16 protein-coding genes are annotated in these 18,957 nt (G+C 63.2%); 11 read left to right on the forward strand and 5 right to left on the reverse strand.

Annotated elements, in window-relative coordinates; all coding sequences use genetic code 11:
- Nucleotides 1-17 precede the first annotated feature (17 nt).
- The 5 genes from ptsP (at nucleotide 18) to ABEH28_RS11465 (ending at nucleotide 8,655) form a co-directional block, all read left to right on the forward strand.
- Entirely contained in the window at nucleotides 18-2,879 is a 2,862-nt protein-coding gene (gene ptsP / locus ABEH28_RS11445) for a phosphoenolpyruvate--protein phosphotransferase (protein WP_192170691.1), read from the forward strand.
- Complete coding sequence (gene pfkB, locus ABEH28_RS11450; protein ID WP_192170692.1) at nucleotides 2,879-3,817, forward strand: 1-phosphofructokinase; 939 nt, start codon at nucleotides 2,879-2,881, stop codon at nucleotides 3,815-3,817. The genes ptsP and pfkB overlap by 1 nt, the downstream gene beginning before the upstream one ends.
- Before the next feature lie 16 nt (nucleotides 3,818-3,833).
- On the forward strand, nucleotides 3,834-5,564 hold the full coding sequence (locus ABEH28_RS11455; protein WP_192170693.1) for a PTS fructose-like transporter subunit IIB: 1,731 nt from the start codon (nucleotides 3,834-3,836) through the stop codon (nucleotides 5,562-5,564).
- Nucleotides 5,565-6,049: 485 nt separating this feature from the next.
- Nucleotides 6,050-7,612, forward strand: a complete 1,563-nt coding sequence (locus ABEH28_RS11460; protein ID WP_346629982.1) for an alkaline phosphatase D family protein — start codon at nucleotides 6,050-6,052, stop codon at nucleotides 7,610-7,612.
- Between the two features lie 101 nt (nucleotides 7,613-7,713).
- Entirely contained in the window at nucleotides 7,714-8,655 is a 942-nt protein-coding gene (locus tag ABEH28_RS11465; RefSeq protein ID WP_133776254.1) for an AEC family transporter, read from the forward strand.
- Nucleotides 8,656-8,677: 22 nt separating this feature from the next.
- Here the strand turns inward: ABEH28_RS11465 and ABEH28_RS11470 are convergent, their stop codons facing one another.
- From ABEH28_RS11470 to gatC, 5 genes are all read right to left on the reverse strand, one after another.
- Nucleotides 8,678-9,730: a calcium/sodium antiporter gene (locus ABEH28_RS11470; RefSeq protein ID WP_192171043.1), complete on the reverse strand. Its 1,053-nt coding sequence runs from the start codon at nucleotides 9,728-9,730 to the stop codon at nucleotides 8,678-8,680.
- Nucleotides 9,731-9,775: 45 nt separating this feature from the next.
- Nucleotides 9,776-10,150 (reverse strand): septal ring lytic transglycosylase RlpA family protein, encoded by a 375-nt coding sequence (locus ABEH28_RS11475; protein ID WP_192170695.1) that lies wholly within the window; start codon nucleotides 10,148-10,150, stop codon nucleotides 9,776-9,778.
- Nucleotides 10,151-10,223: 73 nt separating this feature from the next.
- Nucleotides 10,224-11,669: an Asp-tRNA(Asn)/Glu-tRNA(Gln) amidotransferase subunit GatB gene (gatB, locus tag ABEH28_RS11480; protein WP_192170696.1), complete on the reverse strand. Its 1,446-nt coding sequence runs from the start codon at nucleotides 11,667-11,669 to the stop codon at nucleotides 10,224-10,226.
- An 11-nt stretch (nucleotides 11,670-11,680) separates the two neighbouring features.
- The gene (gene gatA, locus ABEH28_RS11485) at nucleotides 11,681-13,132 is read right to left on the reverse strand and encodes an Asp-tRNA(Asn)/Glu-tRNA(Gln) amidotransferase subunit GatA (protein ID WP_192170697.1); all 1,452 of its coding nucleotides are present in this window, start codon (nucleotides 13,130-13,132) and stop codon (nucleotides 11,681-11,683) included.
- 15 nt (nucleotides 13,133-13,147) lie between these two features.
- A complete protein-coding gene (gene gatC / locus ABEH28_RS11490) occupies nucleotides 13,148-13,435 on the reverse strand; it encodes an Asp-tRNA(Asn)/Glu-tRNA(Gln) amidotransferase subunit GatC (protein ID WP_122534975.1) in 288 nt (95 codons plus the stop codon).
- Nucleotides 13,436-13,642: 207 nt separating this feature from the next.
- On the opposite strand from gatC, the gene mreB reads away from it, so the two are divergent.
- The 6 genes from mreB (at nucleotide 13,643) to rng (ending at nucleotide 18,864) form a co-directional block, all read left to right on the forward strand.
- Nucleotides 13,643-14,680 (forward strand): rod shape-determining protein MreB, encoded by a 1,038-nt coding sequence (mreB, locus tag ABEH28_RS11495; RefSeq protein WP_020292894.1) that lies wholly within the window; start codon nucleotides 13,643-13,645, stop codon nucleotides 14,678-14,680.
- 16 nt (nucleotides 14,681-14,696) lie between these two features.
- Nucleotides 14,697-14,834, forward strand: coding sequence for a hypothetical protein (locus ABEH28_RS11500; protein WP_346629983.1), 138 nt, complete (start codon nucleotides 14,697-14,699; stop codon nucleotides 14,832-14,834).
- 50 nt (nucleotides 14,835-14,884) lie between these two features.
- On the forward strand, nucleotides 14,885-16,057 hold the full coding sequence (gene mreC, locus ABEH28_RS11505; RefSeq protein ID WP_346630225.1) for a rod shape-determining protein MreC: 1,173 nt from the start codon (nucleotides 14,885-14,887) through the stop codon (nucleotides 16,055-16,057).
- Nucleotides 16,057-16,548, forward strand: a complete 492-nt coding sequence (gene mreD / locus ABEH28_RS11510) for a rod shape-determining protein MreD (protein WP_065990112.1) — start codon at nucleotides 16,057-16,059, stop codon at nucleotides 16,546-16,548. Before mreC ends, mreD begins: the two co-directional genes overlap by 1 nt.
- A gap of 250 nt (nucleotides 16,549-16,798) precedes the next feature.
- Entirely contained in the window at nucleotides 16,799-17,410 is a 612-nt protein-coding gene (locus ABEH28_RS11515) for a nucleoside triphosphate pyrophosphatase (RefSeq protein ID WP_237251256.1), read from the forward strand.
- On the forward strand, nucleotides 17,407-18,864 hold the full coding sequence (rng, locus tag ABEH28_RS11520; RefSeq protein ID WP_037012596.1) for a ribonuclease G: 1,458 nt from the start codon (nucleotides 17,407-17,409) through the stop codon (nucleotides 18,862-18,864). The genes ABEH28_RS11515 and rng overlap by 4 nt, the downstream gene beginning before the upstream one ends.
- Nucleotides 18,865-18,957 lie beyond the last annotated feature (93 nt).

Genomic DNA, 18,957 nt, shown 5'->3' on the forward strand with positions numbered 1-18,957 from the left:
CAGCACAGGAGAACGCAATGCTCGAGCTGACCATAGAGCAAATTTCCATGGACCAGTCGGCGGTGGACAAGCCCGCCGCGTTGCAACTGCTGGCTGACTTGCTCGTCGCCGATGGCCTGGTGGCTGCCGGCTACCTTGCAGGCTTGCAGGCGCGCGAGCAACAGGGCTCGACCTTTCTGGGGCAGGGCATCGCCATTCCCCACGGCACGCCACAGACCCGCGACCAGGTGTTTGCCACCGGCGTGCGCCTGATGCAATTCCCCGAAGGCGTGGACTGGGGCGACGGGCAGATGGTTTATCTGGCCATCGGCATCGCCGCCAAGTCCGATGAGCATTTGCGCTTGCTCCAACTGCTGACCCGCGCCCTCGGTGAGAACGACTTGGGCGAAGCGCTGCGTCAGGCGAAGGACCCCGAGTCGCTGCTCAAACTGCTGCAGGGCGCGCCACAAGAACTGGCCCTCGATGCGCAGATGATCAGCCTGGGCGTCATGGTCGATGATTTCGAAGAACTGGTCTGGCGCGGCGCGCGTCTGCTGCGCAAGGCCGAGTGCGTGAACAACGGCTTCGCGGCGGTCCTGCAGCAGGTCGAGCCGCTGCCGTTGGGCGAAGGCCTGTGGTGGCTGCACAGCGAGCAGATGGTCAACAAGCCCGGACTGGCCTTCGTCACTCCGGACAAACCCATGCGTCATCTGGGCCAGTCGCTGACCGGCCTGTTCTGCCTCGCCAGTCTGGGCGAATCACACCAGGCGTTGCTTGAACGCCTGTGCTCGTTGCTGATCGAAGGCCGCGGCCACGAACTGGGCAAGGCCACCAGCAGCCGCGCCGTGCTTCAGGCATTGGGCGGCGAAGTGCCGCCAGACTGGCCGAGCGAGCGCGTAACCCTGGCCAATGCCCACGGCCTGCACGCGCGGCCGGCGAAAATCCTCGCGCAGTTGGCCAAAGGCTTCGACGGCGACATCCGCGTGCGCATTGTCGACGGCACCGAGAATCCTGTGTCCGCCAAGAGCCTGAGCAAGCTGCTGAGCCTCGGCGTGCAGCGCGGTCAGTCCCTTGAGTTCATTGCCGAGCCGACCATTGCCGCCGATGCCTTGCCTGCGTTGATCGCTGCGGTGCTCGAAGGCCTGGGCGAAGAAATCGAGCCGTTGCCGACCCACAGCGAATCCGCGCCAGCTCCGGCGATCGTTGAGAAAACCCTCAGCGCGCCCGTTGCTGGCGCTCAGATTCAGGCCGTTCCTGCGGCGCCCGGCATCGCTTTCGGCCCGGCCCACGTGCAGGTTCTGCCGGTGATCGATTACCCGATGCAGGGCGAGTCGCAAAGCGTCGAACACGAACGCCTGCACAGTGCGCTGGCGCAGGTGCGCATCGACATCGAGCAGTTGATCGAGCGCAGCACGGCGAAAGCCATTCGCGAGATTTTCGTCACCCACCAGGAAATGCTTGCCGACCCCGAACTGGTCGACGAAGTGGCCCAGCGCTTGAAGCAAGGCGAGAGCGCGGCAGCGGCGTGGATGAACGTGATCGAGGCCGCCGCCCGTCAGCAGGAACAGCTCAAAGACGCGCTGCTGGCCGAACGTGCCGCTGACTTGCGGGATGTCGGTCGCCGCGTGCTGGCGCAGATCTGCGGCGTCGAGGATCTGGTTGAGCCTGAAGAACCGTACATTCTGGTGATGGACGAAGTCGGGCCGTCCGACGTCGCACGTCTGGACCCTGCGCGCGTCGCCGGGATTCTCACCGCGCGCGGCGGCGCCACGGCCCACAGCGCCATCGTTGCCCGGGCGTTGGGAATCCCGGCGCTGGTCGGTGCCGGCGATGCCGTGTTGCTGATCAAATCCGGCACGCAGTTGTTGATCGACGGCCAGCGCGGGCGTCTCGACGTCGCGCCAGGCGAAGCAACCCTGCAGCGCGCCTTGCAGGACCGCGACACCCGCGAGCAACGCCTCAAGGCTGCGGCTGCGCTGCGCATGGAGCCTGCGATCACCCAGGACGGCCACGCCGTTGAGGTGTTCGCCAACATCGGTGACAGCGCCGGTACGCCGGCCGCGGTGGAGCAGGGCGCCGAAGGGATTGGCCTGCTGCGCACCGAATTGCTTTTCATGGCCCACAGCTCTGCGCCCGATGAAGCGACCCAGGAAGCCGAATACCGTCGCGTGCTCAAAGACCTCGACGGTCGCCCGCTGGTGGTTCGCACCCTGGACGTCGGCGGCGACAAGCCGCTGCCGTATTGGCCGATCGATAAAGAAGAAAACCCGTTTCTCGGCGTGCGCGGCATTCGCCTGACCTTGCAGCGCCCGGACATCATGGAAAGCCAGCTGCGCGCGTTGCTGCGTGCGTCGGACAATCGCCCGCTGCGCATCATGTTCCCGATGGTGGGCACCGTTGAAGAATGGCGTCAGGCCCGGGACATGACCGAGCGCCTGCGTCTGGAGATCCCGGTGGCCGACCTGCAACTGGGCATCATGATCGAAGTACCGTCGGCGGCGCTGCTGGCGCCGGTGCTGGCCAAGGAAGTGGACTTCTTCAGCGTCGGCACCAACGACCTGACCCAGTACACGATGGCGATCGACCGCGGTCACCCGACCCTGTCCGCCCAGGCCGATGGCCTGCACCCGGCGGTGTTGCAACTGATCGACATCACCGTGCGTGCGGCGCATGCCCATGGCAAGTGGGTGGGCGTCTGCGGCGAACTGGCCGCCGACCCGCTGGCCGTGCCGGTGCTGGTCGGCCTGGGTGTGGATGAATTGAGCGTCTCGGCGCGGAGCATCGGCGAAGTCAAAGCCTGCGTCCGTGAATTGAATCTGATCGAAGCCCGAAAACTTGCGCAGGCGGCCCTGGCCGTTGGCAGCGCGGCAGACGTGCGAGCCTTGGTGGAGGGGCTGTAATGGCGAAAATACTGACATTGACCATGAACCCGGCGCTGGACCTGACCGTGCAGTTGGGCCCCTTGCAGATCGGCCAGGTCAACCGCAGCGACGCCATGCTCAGCCACGCGGCGGGTAAGGGCATCAACGTCGCTCAGGTGCTGGCTGACTTGGGCCACGAGCTGACCGTTGCCGGCTTCCTCGGCGTGGATAACCAGCAGCCGTTTGAAACCCTGTTCGCCAAGCGCGGCTTCGTCGATGAGTTCGTGCGGGTGCCGGGTGAGACGCGCAGCAACATCAAATTGGCCGAAAGCAGCGGGCGAATTACCGACCTCAACGGCCCAGGCCCCGAAGTCAGCGCCCAGGCGCAACAGGCGCTGGCCGCTCGGGTTGAGCAGATCGCGTCGGGTTTTGATGCGGTGGTCGTGGCCGGCAGTCTGCCCCGTGGCGTGAGCGCGCAGTGGCTGAAAACGCTGTTGCTGCGCCTCAACGCGATGGGCCTGAAAGTGGCGCTGGACACGAGTGGTGAAGCCTTGCGCGCCGGGCTCGAAGCGTCGCCGTGGATGATCAAACCCAACACCGAAGAATTGGCCGACGCCCTCGATGCGCCGATCATTTCCATTGACGCTCAAGCGCAAGCGGCGGCGGACCTGCGCCAGCGCGGCATCGAGCACGTGGTGATTTCCCAGGGCTCGGAAGGCGTTCACTGGTTCAGTGCCGACGTGGCGCTGCAGGCGCTGCCGCCCAAAGTCACGGTCGCCAGCACCGTCGGCGCGGGTGATTCGCTGCTGGCCGGGATGGTTCACGGTTTGCTCTGCGGGCATAAACCCGAGCAAACCCTGCGCACCGCCACGGCCATTGCGGCCATGGCCGTCACTCAGATCGGCTTCGGCATCAATGATCCGGCGCAATTGAAACGTCTGGAAAGCGGCGTCAACGTCCGCGTCCTGACGGCATAACAAGAGAGGAAGTGTGATGAAGTTAGCCATCGTTACGGCCTGTCCGAACGGCAAAATCAGCAGCGTCCTCAGTGCCCGTCTGCTGGATGCGGCGGCCCAGCGCCAGGGTTGGAGCACCAGCGTCGAGATCCACGATCCCCGCCATCCGGAGAAGCAACTGTCGCCGGGCGACATCGAAGCGGCCGACTGGGTGCTGGTGGTCAACACCGGCGCGCTGGACCTGGCGCGTTTCTCCGGCAAGCGCCTGTATCAGGCCACGCCCGCGCAAGCGTTGCAGGACGCCGATGGCTTTCTGCGTTCAGCAGCGGCGCTGGCGACCGAGCACACCGCGACTTCCGCCCCGTCTGCTACGTCCAGCGCGCAGCCGCGTCTGGTGGCGGTAACGGCGTGCCCGACCGGCGTCGCCCACACCTTTATGGCGGCCGAGGCGATTCAGCAGGCGGCGAAAAAACTCGGTTATGACCTGCAGGTGGAAACCCAGGGCTCGGTCGGTGCGCGTAATCCGCTTAGCGCCCAGGCTATTGCTGACGCCGATGTGGTGCTGCTGGCGTGTGATATTGAAGTCGCCACCGAGCGTTTCGCTGGCAAGCGCATTTATCGTTGCGGCACCGGTGTCGCCCTCAAGCAAGCCGAAGCGACGCTGAAAAAAGCGTTGGCGGAGGCGGAAGTCGAATCCACGGCTTCGGCGTCGAAGGCGTCGTCGAAAAAAGAAAAGACAGGCGTTTACAAGCACCTGCTGACCGGTGTGTCGTTCATGCTGCCGATGGTGGTGGCGGGCGGTCTGCTGATTGCGCTGTCATTCGTGTTTGGCATTCACGCGGCGGAAGAGCCGGGCACGCTGGCGGCAGCCTTGAAGCAGATTGGCGCGGGCGCGGCGTTCCAGTTGATGGTGCCATTGCTGGCCGGTTACATCGCTTACTCCATTGCCGACCGTCCGGGCCTTGCGCCGGGGATGATCGGTGGGCTGCTGGCGAGCACCTTGGGCGCTGGCTTCATTGGCGGGATCATCGCCGGGTTTCTTGCGGGCTACAGCGCCTGGGCGGTGAATCGCTACGCGAAACTGCCGGCGAGTGTCGAAGCGCTGAAGCCGATTCTGATCATTCCGCTGTTGGCGAGCCTGTTCACCGGGCTGGTGATGATCTACGTGGTAGGCAAGCCGGTTGCCGGCATGCTTGAAGGGCTGACCCACTTCCTCGACACCATGGGCACGGCCAACGCCGTGCTGCTCGGCGTGCTGCTGGGCGCGATGATGTGTGTGGATCTGGGTGGGCCGATCAACAAGGCGTCGTATGCGTTTTCCGTTGGCTTGCTGGCCTCGAGCAGTGGCGCGCCAATGGCGGCCACGATGGCGGCCGGCATGGTGCCGCCGATTGGTATGGGCATCGCGGCATTGATTGCCCGGCGCAAGTTTGCCCAGAGCGAGCGTGAGGCGGGGAAGGCCGCCTTTGTGTTGGGGCTGTGCTTTATCTCCGAAGGCGCGATTCCGTTTGCGGCGAAAGACCCGCTGCGGGTGATTCCGGCGAGCATTGTGGGAGGCGCGCTGACCGGTGCGCTGTCGATGTTCTTCGGCTGCAAACTGATGGCGCCCCACGGTGGATTGTTCGTACTGCTGATCCCGAATGCGATCAACCATGCGCTGCTGTATCTGCTGGCGATCGTGGCAGGCAGTGTCGTGACGGGCGTGCTGTACGCGCTGCTGAAACGACCGGAAACGGCGGAGCTGGACGCGGTGCCCGCCGGCGCCTGACCGCTACCGCACCGGTCACTTCCCGGCTAAAGCCGGTTCTACAAATTGTGGTTCCAGCCGGTCCTGTTGGATGCACACGATGCTTTTGTAGGGCCGGCTTCAGCCGGGAATAGGCCCGTCGGCACACCATCAAAATTGCGGTGTGAATACCGACGCCTTCCCGGCTAAAGCCAGTCCACAAAGTGCATGCGGTCAGTGGGATCGGCTTTAGCCGGGAAGAGGCCGGTGTGTTCGCCATCAGATGTTTGGTGTGAATGCTGACGCCTTCCCGGCTAAAGCCAGTCCTACAAGTGCGCGGTCCGGCCGCGGAGATGTGTCGGATGTTCGGCCTCATCGCGAGCAAGCTCACTCCTACAGGGACCGGGCTCGGCACTGGATCTTGTGCCAGACACAGACAACACTTGGCTTGTTCGCTGCCCTGTCATCTCCCGCAAACAATCCGCTGCTAGCGTCCTTCTTTTGGCATTCGCTTGAGGAGGATAAACATGTCCCGGTTCGACCTGACTCGCCGCCGTATCATCCAGGCCGCTGGCGCCGGCTTGTTGTTGCCGGGGCTTGCGCCGGCGGTCATCGCTTCGGTCAAGGACCGTCCGAAGATGACCGACGGCGTGCAGTCCGGCGACGTGCTCGGCGATCGCGCGGTGGTCTGGAGTCGCAGCGACCGGCCGGCGCGCATGGTGGTCGAATGGGACACCCGCAGCATGTTCAGCAACCCGCGCCGCACGGTCTCGCTGCTCGCCGACCAGCGCACCGACTTCACCGCGCGCGTCGAGCTGACCGGCCTGCCGGCCGATCAAGCCATCTTCTATCGCGTGTTCTTCGAAGACGCGCAAACCGGCGTCGCCAGCGAACCCTGGTTCGGTCACTTGCGCAGCGTGCCGGTCAATCGCCGCAACATCCGTTTCGTCTGGAGCGGCGACACCGTCGGCCAGGGCTTCGGCATCAACCCCGAAATCGGTGGCATGCGCATCTACGAAGCCATGCGCCTGCGCTTGCCGGACTTCTTCATCCACAGCGGCGACACCATCTACGCCGACGGCCCGGTGCCCGCTGAAGTGGTCACCGAAGGCGGGCGCGTCTGGCGCAACATCACCACCGAAGAAAAAAGCAAGGTCGCGGAAACCCTCGACGAATACCGCGGCGCCTACCGCTACAACCTGATGGACGAAAACCTGCGGCGCTTCAACGCCGAGGTCCCGCAGATCTGGCAGTGGGACGACCACGAAGTGACTAACAACTGGTCGCCGAGCAAACAGCTCGACGATCGCTACAAGGTCAAAGACGTCCAACTGTTGGCGGCGCGCGGGCGTCAGGCGTTCCTCGAATACTCCCCTATGCGCCTACAGAGCGCCGACAACGGCGGGCGGGCCTATCGCAAAATCGCTTACGGTCCGATGCTCGACGTGTTCGTGCTCGACATGCGCAGCTACCGCGACGGCAACGACGCCAATCTCGCCGACAAACCGGGGCCGACCACCGCATTCCTCGGCCGCCAGCAACTGGACTGGCTCAAACGCGAACTTCAAGCTTCCGGCGCTCAGTGGAAAGTCATCGCCGCCGACATGCCCATCGGCCTCGGTGTGCCCGACGGCGAGATCAGCCCTGGCGTGATGCGCTGGGAAGCGATCGCCAACACCGACAACGGCGCGCCGAAAGGCCGCGAGCTGGAAGTCGCCGAATTGCTGGGCTTCCTGCGGCAGCAGAAGGTGCGCGACACCGTCTGGCTGACCGCCGATGTGCATTACTGCGCGGCTCACCACTACCATCCGGATCAGGCGGTGTTTCAGGATTTTGATCCGTTCTGGGAGTTTGTTGCCGGCCCGCTGAATGCCGGCAGCTTCGGGCCCAATACGTTGGACAAAACCTTCGGCCCTGAACTGGTGTTCCAGAAAGCTCCCCCGGCGCAGAACACTTCACCCTTCGCCGGCTTCCAGTTTTTTGGTGAGGTGAACATCGACGGTCAGAGAGGGGAGATGACCGTAACGCTGCGGGATCTGGACGGGGTTTCAGTGTTCGAGAAGAAGCTGCAGCCTGCGCCCATCGCCTGACGCAGCCCTTGGGTTGTACGACCACTGCGTAATTGCCGTAACACTTCCCGCGCCGCTGGCCTATCATTAGCCACCTAACGACGGCTCAGGGTTTGGCGTGCATGCTGGCAATCTTTCTGGAAACCCTGAACATCACCGCGCCGGTGTTCGCGATGCTGTTCCTCGGCGTGTTGCTCAAGCGCGTGGGCTGGATCAACGACAGCTTCATCCACACCGCTTCGTCGCTGGTGTTCAACTGCACCATGCCGGCGCTGCTGTTTCTTGGGATCATTCACGCTGACCTGCACGCGGCGTTTCAGCCGGGCGTGTTGATCTACTTCATCGTCGCCACCCTGGCGGGTTTCGCGTTGTCGTGGGGATGGGCGATCTACCGCGTGCCGTTCGCCGAGCGTGGCACTTACACCCAAGGGGCGTTTCGCGGCAACAACGGCGTCATCGGCCTTGCCCTGGCCGCGAGCATGTACGGCGATTACGGCATTTCCCTCGGTGCGATCCTCGCCGCGCTGGTCATTCTCTTCTACAACACCCTGTCCACCGTCGTGCTGGCGGTCTACAGCCCGGTGATCAAGTCCGACCCGTGGAGCATCACCAAGAGCGTCATGGCCAATCCGCTGATCATCAGCATTGTCGTCGCGGCGCCGTTCGCCTACTTCCAGATCCCGCTCCCCAAATGGCTCGACACCTCCGGCAGCTATCTGGCGCAGATGACCCTGCCACTGGCGCTGATGTGCATCGGCGGCACGCTGTCTTTGAAGTCGTTGCGAGAGAGCGGCACGCTGGCGATCAGCGCGAGCCTGATGAAGATGGTCTGGCTGCCGCTGATCTGCACGCTCGGTGCGTGGCTGCTGGGCTTCCGACATGCGGAACTGGGGATTCTGTTTCTGTACTTCGGTGCCCCGACGGCGTCCGCCAGTTTCGTCATGGTCCGCGCGGCCAACGGCAACCATGAACTGGCCGCCTCAATCATCGTCATGACCACCCTGGCGGCGGCGGTGACGACCAACGTCGGGATTTTCATTCTGCAGTGGGGCGGGTGGATTTAGTCTTGATTCGGGCTGTCGCCAATCAATGCTGACGCCGCCACGCCCGCACCGTCCCCACCACAATGCACAGCGCAATCACCGGCAGCGCGTAATGGATCATCAGTCGTTCCAGCCGCTCGGCCAGTGGCATGCCCGTGGTAAACGAAACGATGTGCAGCCCGTACACCGCGTAAAGCCCAAGCATCAATAGCCCCTCCAGCCGGGTGATTCGGTACCCCGAATAGAACAGCGGCACGCACAGCGCCGCGACGCCCAGCATCACCGGCAAATCGAAATCCAGCGCATTGGGCGAGATCGACAACGGCCCGGTGGAGATTAGCGCCGTGATGCCGAGCACGCCCAGCAGGTTGAACAGGTTGCTGCCAATGATATTGCCCACTGCGATATCCCGCTCGCCGCGCAATGCGGCGACCAGCGAGGTCATCAGCGCGGGCAGCGAGGTTGCGACGGCGATCACGGTCAGGCCGATCACCCGCTCCGACAGTCCTAGATCCAGCGCCACCGAGACCGCCGCGCCGACCAGCAGATGACTGCCAAACGTCAGCAGCGCCAGGCCGCAGGCCATGAGTGCCAGACGACCCAGCAACGGCCAGATGCGCCGGCGCGGCTCAAGGTCTGTTCTCGGCACATGCCGCGCGCCGTGGGCGAACTGACGGACCACAACGAACAGATACGCCGCCATGCCCAGCAACAGCACGACGCCATCCAGCGCGCTCAGCTCGCCATTCCACGCCAGTGCCGCGACCAGGGCAGTGGCAGCGATCATCAGCGGCAGATCAACGCGCACCAGTTGCCGGGCCACGCGCAGCGGGATGATCAGGGCGGACAGCCCCAGCGTGACCAATATGTTGAAAATATTGCTGCCGATGACGCTGCCGACCGCAATGTCGGTGCTGTCGGTGAATGCCGCTTGCAGCCCGACCGCCAGTTGCGGGGCGCTGCTGCCCAGCGCGACGACGGTCAGGCCGAGGAACAGCGGGCGGGTTTTGAGCAGGGCGGCAAGGGCCACGGCAGCGCGCACCGACAGTTGCGCACCGATGATCATCAGCAGCAGGCCGCTGACTAGCTCGATCAGTGTGGGCAAGGGCAGATTCGTTAGGGCGAGAATTCAGGGCACCAGTCAGTCGTCGAGGGCTTGTACCCGCACTTGGGCGGTTCCGCTGCGCAGCATACCCAATTGCGCGGCGGCTGCACGTGACACATCGATCAGCCGCCCCCGGGTGTGCGGGCCGCGGTCGTTGATACGGACGATGACCTTGCGGTCGTTGTCCAGATTGGTGACTTGCACGCGCGTGCCGAACGGCAATTGCCGGTGCGCGGCGGTCAGGGAATTGGCGTCGAAGCGTTCACCGCTGGCGGTGCGCTGACCGTGATGTTGCGAGCCGTAATAAGAGGCGCCGCCGGTGGCGTCGTAACCGTGCGGGTCGATGATGCCGTCACTGGCGCAGCCGGCCAGCAGAGAGAGCAGGGCGCAGGCGCCGAGGATTCGCTGCATGGGGCAGAGTCCCTACAGAAAGCGATGATCGTTCCCGCGCCCGGCGCAGGAACGATCACTGGGGTGAATGCACTCAGCCTTCGAGCTTGCGCTTCAGCAGCTCGTTGACCTGGCCCGGGTTGGCCTTGCCTTTCGATGCCTTCATCGCTTGCCCGACGAAGAAGCCGAACATTTTGCCGCGTTTGGCTTCATCCGCCGCACGGTATTGCTCGACCTGCTCGGCGTTGGCAGCCAGGACGTCGTCCAGCATCGATTCGATGGCGCCGCTGTCGGTGACCTGCTTCAGGCCGCGCTGCTCGATGATCTCGTCGGCGCTGCCTTCACCATTAGCCATGGCCTCAAACACCATCTTCGCGATCTTGCCGGAAATGGTGTTGTCCTTGATGCGCAGCAGCATGCCGCCCAACTGTTCAGCGCTGACCGGCGACTCGTCGATCTCGACGCCTTGCTTGTTCAGCAACGAACCCAACTCAACCATCACCCAGTTGGCCGCGAGCTTCGCGTCACCGGAAATGCTCACCACCTTCTCGAAGAAGTCCGCCTGTTCGCGGCTGGACGCCAAGACGCTGGCGTCATACAGCGACAAGCCGAACTGCGACTGGAAGCGCTCGCGTTTTTGCGGCGGCAGTTCCGGCAGGGTGGCACGGGTCTGCTCCAGGAACGCGTCTTCGATGATCACCGGCAACAGGTCAGGATCGGGGAAGTAACGGTAGTCGTTGGCTTCCTCTTTACTGCGCATGGCGCGGGTTTCATTGGTGTTCGGGTCGTACAGGCGAGTCTGCTGAATGACCTTGCCGCCGTCTTCGATCAGGTCGATCTGGCGCTGGATCTCGCTGTTGATCGCCTTCTCGATAAAGCGGAACGAGTTGACGTTCTTGATCTCGCATCGGGTCCCGTACTCAACCTGGCCTTTCGGGCGGATCGACACGTTGCAGTCGCAACGCAGCGAGCCTTCGGCCATGTTGCCGTCGCAGATGCCCAGGTAGCGAACCAGCGCGTGCATCGCCTTGACGTAGGCGACGGCTTCTTTGGCCGAGCGCATGTCCGGCTCCGAAACGATCTCCAGCAACGGCGTACCGGCGCGGTTCAGGTCGATGCCGGTCATGCCGCTGTAGTCTTCGTGCAGGCTCTTGCCGGCGTCTTCTTCAAGGTGGGCGCGGGTCACGCCGATGCGCTTGATGGTGCCGTCTTCCAGGGTGATGTCCAGGTGGCCTTTGCCTACGATCGGCAATTCCATCTGGCTGATCTGATAACCCTTCGGCAGGTCCGGGTAGAAGTAGTTCTTGCGGGCGAACACGTTGTGTTGGCCGATCTCGGCGTCGATGGCCAGGCCAAACTTGACCGCCATTTGCACGGCTTCCTGGTTCAGCACCGGCAACGTGCCGGGCATGCCCAGGTCGACGAGGCTGGCCTGAGTGTTGGGCTCGGAGCCGAACGTGGTGGCGCTACCGGAGAAAATCTTCGATTGGGTGGTGAGCTGGGTGTGAATCTCCAGCCCGATGACGACTTCCCATTGCATGTGTTTTCTCCTTAGAAGCCAGCCGGCGAGCGGGTGTGCCAATCGGTGACTTGCTGATATTGATGGGCAACGTTCAGCAAGCGGCCTTCCTGGAAATACGGCGCCAGCAGTTGCACGCCCACCGGCAGGCCGTCGGCGAAACCGGCAGGCATCGACAGGCCCGGCAGGCCCGCGAGGTTGGCGGTAATGGTGTAGAAGTCTTCCAGGTACTCGGCGATCGGGTCGGCATTCTTGGCGCCGATTTTCCAGGCCGGGTTCGGCGTGGTCGGGCCGAGGATCACGTCGACTTCAGCGAATGCGTTCATGAAGTCGTTCTTGATCAGGCGGCGGATCTTCTGCGCCTGCAAGTAGTAAGCGTCGTAGTAACCGGCCGACAGCGCGTAGGCGCCGACCATGATCCGGCGCTGCACTTCAGGGCCGAAGCCTTCGCCACGGGAGCGCTTGTACAGATCGGTGAGGTCTTTCGGGTCTTCGCAGCGATAGCCGAAGCGCACGCCGTCGAAACGCGACAGGTTGGAAGAGGCCTCGGCCGGCGCGATCACGTAGTAAGCCGGAATCGCGTGTTGCAGGTTCGGCAGGCTGATTTCCTTGACCACGGCGCCGAGCTTTTTCAGCTCCTCGACGCTGGCCATGACCAGATCGGCGATGCGCGGGTCGAGACCTGCGCTGAAGTATTCCTTCGGCACGCCAATGCGCAGGCCTTGCAGCGAGGCATTCAGGCTGGCGCTGTAATCCGGCACGGGCTCGTCGATGCTGGTGGAGTCATTGACGTCGAAACCCGCCATGCCTTGCAACAGCAACGCGCAGTCTTCAGCGGTGCGCGCCATCGGGCCGGCCTGATCGAGGCTGGAAGCGTAGGCGATCATGCCCCAGCGCGACACGCGACCGTAAGTCGGCTTAAGGCCGGTCAGGTTGGTCAGTGCGGCAGGCTGGCGAATGGAACCGCCGGTGTCGGTGCCGGTGGCGCCGGGCAGCAGACGCGCGGCAACCGCCGCAGCTGAACCGCCGGACGAGCCGCCCGGGACGTGCTCCAGGTTCCACGGGTTTTTCACCGCGCCGTAATGGCTGGATTCGTTGGCCGACCCCATGGCGAATTCGTCCATGTTGGTCTTGCCCAGGGTCACGGTGCCGGCGGCGGCGAGCTTGGCAACCACGGTGGCGTCGTAGGGCGCCTTGAAGTTGTCGAGCATCTTCGACGCGCAGCTGGTGCGAATGCCCTTGGTGCAGAAGAGGTCCTTGTGCGCCAGGGGAGCGCCCAGCAGCGCGCCGGTTTCCCCTGCCGCGCGACGGGCGTCGGCGGCCTGGGCCTGGGTGATCGCCAGGTCTTCGGTGACAGTAATGAAGCTATTGAGCTGCGGATCCAGCTGGGCGATGCGCGCCAGCAGAGTGCGGGTCAGTTCTTCGGAGGAAAACTTTTTATCGGCGAGTCCGCGAGCGATCTCTGCCAGAGTCATTTGATGCATTGCAGGCACATTCCCTTAGTCGAGGACTTTCGGAACCAGATAAAGGCCGTCTTGGACCGCTGGTGCGATGGCTTGATAGGCGTCGCGATGATTGACCTCGGTCACGGCGTCTACACGCAGGCGTTGCGAGGCTTCAAGGGGATGCGCGAGGGGCTCGATGCCGGTGGTATCGACCGCCTGCATCTGGTCAATCAGCCCGAGAATGCTGTTCAGTGCTTCAGTAGTACGCGGGATATCGGCGTCATTGAGGCCCAGTCGGGCCAGATGAGCGATTTTTTCCACGTCGGAGCGATCAAGCGCCATGGGGTTCTCCAGTGGAATGCGTACGGGCCAGGCCGTACGTCAGATTGCGGAACACTACGCCCTTTAAACGGTCATAAGGCCGCGATCTACCAGGGTAGTGCTCGGAAAAACCGCCAATTTAACATATTGGCTCCTTGCCCAAAATCCCTGTCGTTGTTAGAGTTTGCCGCACTTTTTTACCCACGCGTTGCCTAGGGTCCTTTCCCCATGTTCAAGAAACTGCGTGGCATGTTTTCCAGCGATCTTTCCATCGACCTGGGCACTGCCAACACCCTTATTTACGTGCGTGAGCGCGGCATTGTGCTGAATGAGCCATCAGTTGTGGCCATTCGGACCCACGGAAATCAGAAGAGCGTTGTTGCTGTCGGGATGGAAGCCAAGCGGATGCTGGGCCGTACCCCGGGCAACATCGCCGCCATTCGCCCGATGAAAGACGGCGTCATCGCCGACTTCAGCGTCTGCGAAAAAATGCTTCAGTACTTCATCAACAAGGTTCACGAGAACAGCTTCCTGCAGCCAAGCCCTCGCGTACTGATCTGCGTTCCATGCAAATCGACCCAGGTCGAGCGTCGTGCGATCCGTGAATCCGCGCTGGGCGCCGGTGCACGTGAAGTATTCCTGATCGAAGAGCCGATGGCTGCGGCCATCGGTGCCGGCCTGCCGGTCGAAGAAGCCCGCGGTTCGATGGTCGTCGACATCGGTGGCGGTACCACTGAGATCGCGCTGATCTCCCTGAACGGCGTCGTGTATGCCGAATCCGTCCGTGTCGGTGGCGACCGTTTCGACGAAGCGATCATCACTTACGTGCGTCGCAACTACGGCAGCCTGATCGGCGAATCCACTGCCGAGCGCATCAAGCAGGAAATTGGCACGGCCTACCCGGGCGGCGAAGTGCGTGAAGTCGACGTACGCGGCCGCAACCTGGCCGAAGGCGTCCCACGTGCCTTCACCCTGAACTCCAACGAAGTGCTGGAGGCGTTGCAGGAATCCCTCGCAACCATCGTTCAGGCCGTGAAAAGTGCGCTGGAGCAATCTCCGCCAGAGCTGGCTTCGGACATCGCCGAGCGCGGTCTGGTGCTGACCGGTGGTGGCGCGTTGCTGCGTGACCTCGACAAGCTGCTGGCCCAGGAAACCGGTCTGCCGGTAATCGTTGCCGAAGACCCGCTGACCTGCGTCGCGCGTGGCGGTGGTCGTGCGCTGGAAATGATGGACAAGCACACCATGGACCTGCTCTCCAGCGAATAAGTCGCCGGAACGCAGCATGTTGCGCTTAACGGGCAGCACCTCACCGTGCTGCCTGTTCGTGTCCGGCCTGTTGACGTCGCGCAGCGATGTTGCAAGTCTGACGCCCTGCATTTCCATCAACCCGCATCAGGCCGGTTTCATGTCGCATGAATAAGCACAGCCACACTCAAGCACCTCTGCACGCATCTCTGGAAGGAGCGGCCCATTAAACCGCTTTTCTCCAAGGGCCCGTCCCTGGGCGTCCGTCTACTGGTGCTGGTCGTGCTGTCTGTGGCCATCATGGTCGTGGACGCGCGTTTCACCTTGCTCAAGCCTGTCCGCAGTCAGATGTCTTTGGTGCTGATGCAGTCTTACTGGATTGCCGATCTGCCCGAGCGTTTGTATCAGGGCGTCGCCAGCCAGTTTGGCAGCCGCACCGAACTCGCCGCCGAAAACGAAAAACTCAAGACCGAGAACCTGCTGCTGCAAGGCCGCCTGCAAAAGCTGGCCGCCCTGACCGAGCAGAACGTGCGCTTGCGCGAGTTGTTGAATTCGTCGGCGCTGGTCAACGAGAAAGTCGAAGTCGCCGAGCTGATCGGCATGGACCCCAACCCGTTCACCCATCGCATCATCATCAACAAGGGTGAGCGCGATGGCGTGGTGCTCGGTCAACCGGTGCTCGACGCACGCGGACTGATGGGGCAGGTGGTCGAGTTGATGCCGTACACGTCCCGCGTGCTGCTGCTGACCGACACCACCCACAGCATTCCGGTGCAGGTGAACCGCAATGGCCTGCGCGCGATTGCCAGTGGCACCGGCAATCCGGAACGCCTTGAGCTGCGCCATGTGGCCGACACCGCTGACATCAAGGAAGGCGATCTGCTGGTGAGTTCCGGCCTGGGTCAGCGTTTCCCGGCGGGTTACCCGGTGGCGACGGTCAAGGAAGTGATTCACGACTCCGGCCAGCCCTTTGCCATCGTGCGGGCGGTGCCGACGGCCGCGCTGAACCGCAGCCGTTATCTGTTGCTGGTGTTCTCCGACGGCCGTTCCCCTGAAGAGCGCGCTGCCGACGCCGCCCAGCAGCAGGAATCCCTTGATCGTCAGGCGGCTGATCCGTCGGCAGTGCCATCGGCTACTGTGCCGGGTGCCGCGCCTGCCGCCACGCCGAACAAAGCGGTGGTTCCGGCCACCGTGCCGAAACCGGCCGGGCACAGTTCTTCGTCGACGCCTGCCAACGCCAACAGCTCGCCTGCTCCGGCGACTACCGCACCGGCGGCGACAACGCCTGTCAAGCCCGCGACCAGCAAGCCGGCCGCCAAACCTGCGGCAAAGCCTGCCGCTACCCGACCGGCGACACCTGCTGCTACCCCGGCCGCTCCACGCGAGAGGGAAGAATAATGGCGCGTCACGCTCCCGCACGAAACGGCTGGGTGGTCTGGCTGACCTTCGCCATCGGCCTGCTGCTCAGCGTTTCGCCGCTGCCGCAGTTCATGGAAATATTTCGCCCTTTGTGGCTGGCGCTGCTGCTGGCCTTCTGGGCATTGGCGTTGCCGCACAAGATCGGCATGGTCACGGCGTGGATGCTGGGGCTGGCCGAGGATGTGCTGTACGGCACGTTACTGGGGCAGAACGCATTGATCCTCACGCTGATTACCTTTCTGGTGCTGTCGTTGCAGCAGCGCCTGCGCATGTTCCCTATGTGGCAGCAGTGCCTGGTGATTCTGGTGATTTTCGGTCTCGCGCAGCTGGTACAGCTATGGCTCAGCGCCCTGACCGGTAACCGTCAACCGACCCTGGCGCTTGTGCTGCCGGCGTTGGTCAGCGCATTGCTCTGGCCATGGGTCAGCTACGGCCTGCGCGGATTGCGTTTGCGGTTGAAGATCAACTGAGCAACACCATTCAGTGGGACCGGCTGCGGTCTGTCTCAGTAGGACCGGCTTCAGCCGGGAAGAGGCCGGTATGGGCGCCATCGGTTCTGCGGTGTGACACCCGATGCTTTCCCGGCTAAAGCCGGTCCCACAGGATGAATGCGATGCTTTAGTGGGACCGGCTTCAGCCGGGAAGACGCCGGTGTGACCACCATCACGTCAGCGGTCTGCACCAAGGCTACGCTTGTGATCAACGACACGGAGACGTCCCATGCCTCAACTTCTTCTTGCCTCCGGCTCCCCGCGCCGTCGTGAGCTGCTGACCCAGATCGGCGTGCCGTTCACGACCCTCAGCGCCGACATCGACGAAACCCCTCTGGCCAACGAAACCCCCGCTGCGTACGTCCTGCGGCTGGCCCGTGGCAAGGCGGACGCCGGCCTGCTGCAGCTCGCCAACGATCCTGCCTACCCGACCGCCTGCGTCCTCGGCGCCGACACCGCCGTGGTCCTCGACGGCCGCATCCTCGGCAAACCGGCGGACGAAGCCGAGGCGCTGGCGATGCTTGCCGCACTCTCGAACCGAGAACACGAAGTCCTGACCGCCATCGCCGTGGTCCATGAAGAGCGCTGCGAAACGCGAACCGTCACCAGCCGTGTCCGTTTCCGGGCGATCCCGGAGGACGAGGCCCGCCGTTACTGGGCCAGCGGCGAGCCCTGCGACAAGGCCGGCGGCTACGGTATTCAAGGCCTGGGCGCGGTGTTCGTGGAAAACCTCAGTGGCAGTTATTCCGCCGTGGTCGGTTTGCCCTTGTGCGAAACCGCAGAAATCCTCCAGCGTTTCGGCATACCCTGTTGGCAACGCCCGGAAGGTGACAAGTCATGAGTGAAGAGATTCTGATCAACATCACGCCGATGGAATCGCGCGTGGCGGTCGTTGAGAACGGGGTGTTGCAAGAGGTGCACGTCGAACGCACCCAGCGTCGCGGGATCGTGGGCAATATCTACAAGGGCAAGGTCGTGCGCGTGCTGCCTGGGATGCAGGCGGCGTTCATCGACATCGGTCTGGACCGCGCGGCGTTCATTCACGCCTCGGAAATCTCCATGCGCGAAGGGCCGGCCGTGGAGACCATCAGCTCGCTGGTCCACGACGGCCAGAGTCTGGTGGTGCAGGTCACCAAAGACCCGATCGGCAGCAAAGGCGCACGGCTGACGACTCAACTGTCGATTCCGTCGCGCTACCTCGTGTACATGCCACGCACGGCCCATGTCGGCATTTCCCTGAAAATCGAAGACGAAGCCGAGCGCGAGCGCCTGAAACAAGTGGTCAGCGATTGCGTCGCCAAGGAAGGGATCAAGGAGAAGGGCGGGTTTATCCTGCGCACGGCGGCCGAGGGTGCAGGCGCCGACGAGATCATGATGGACATCCGCTACCTGCGCAGGCTCTGGGACCAGATTGGCGAGCAGATCAAAACCATCAGCCCGGCCAGCGTGATCTACGAAGACCTCGGCCTGGCGCTGCGCACCTTGCGCGACCTGGTCAGCCCGCGCACCGAGAAGATCCGCATCGATTCCCGCGAAACCTTCCAGAAGACCACCCAGTTCGTTGCCGAGCTGATGCCGGAAATCGCCGACCGTCTTGAGCACTACCCTGGCGAGCGGCCGATCTTCGACCTGTATGGCGTCGAGGACGAAATTCAGCGGGCGCTGGACCGCAAGGTGCCGCTCAAGTCCGGCGGCTATCTGGTGATCGATCCTGCCGAAGCCATGACCACCATCGACGTCAACACCGGTGCGTTCGTCGGCCATCGCAACCTCGAAGAGACCATCTTCAAGACCAATCTTGAAGCGGCGACTGCCATTGCCCGACAGCTTCGGCTGCGCAATATCGGCGGCATCATCATCATCGATTTCATCGACATGGAAGACGCCGAGCATCAGCGTCAAGTCTTGCGGACCCTCGAAAAACAGCTTGAGCGCGATCACGCGAAAACCAACATCATCGGCATCACCGAACTGGGTCTGGTGCAGATGACGCGCAAGCGCACCCGGGAAAGTCTGGAGCAAGTGCTGTGCGAGCCGTGCAGCAGTTGCCAGGGCCGTGGCAAGCTGAAGACCCCGGAAACCATCTGCTACGAGATATTCCGCGAGATATTGCGTGAAGCCCGCGCTTATCAGGCGGTGGGTTATCGCGTGCTGGCCAATCAGAAGGTGGTCGACCGGCTGCTTGACGAAGAATCCGGCAACGTGGCCGAACTGGAAGTGTTCATCGGCAGAACCATTCGTTTTCAGGTCGAGACCATGTACTCCCAGGAACAATATGACGTCGTGCTGCTCTGAGAGTGCGTGATGCGCCGTGCTGCCGAGTGGCGGTGCAGTTGAAGACAGAAAACAGTGCCCTTGAGGCAGACGGAACGGATGCCGTCCAAAGAG

Origin of the sequence: Pseudomonas sp. Ps21-P2, from assembly GCF_039672565.1 — a bacterium.
GTDB lineage: Bacteria > Pseudomonadota > Gammaproteobacteria > Pseudomonadales > Pseudomonadaceae > Aquipseudomonas.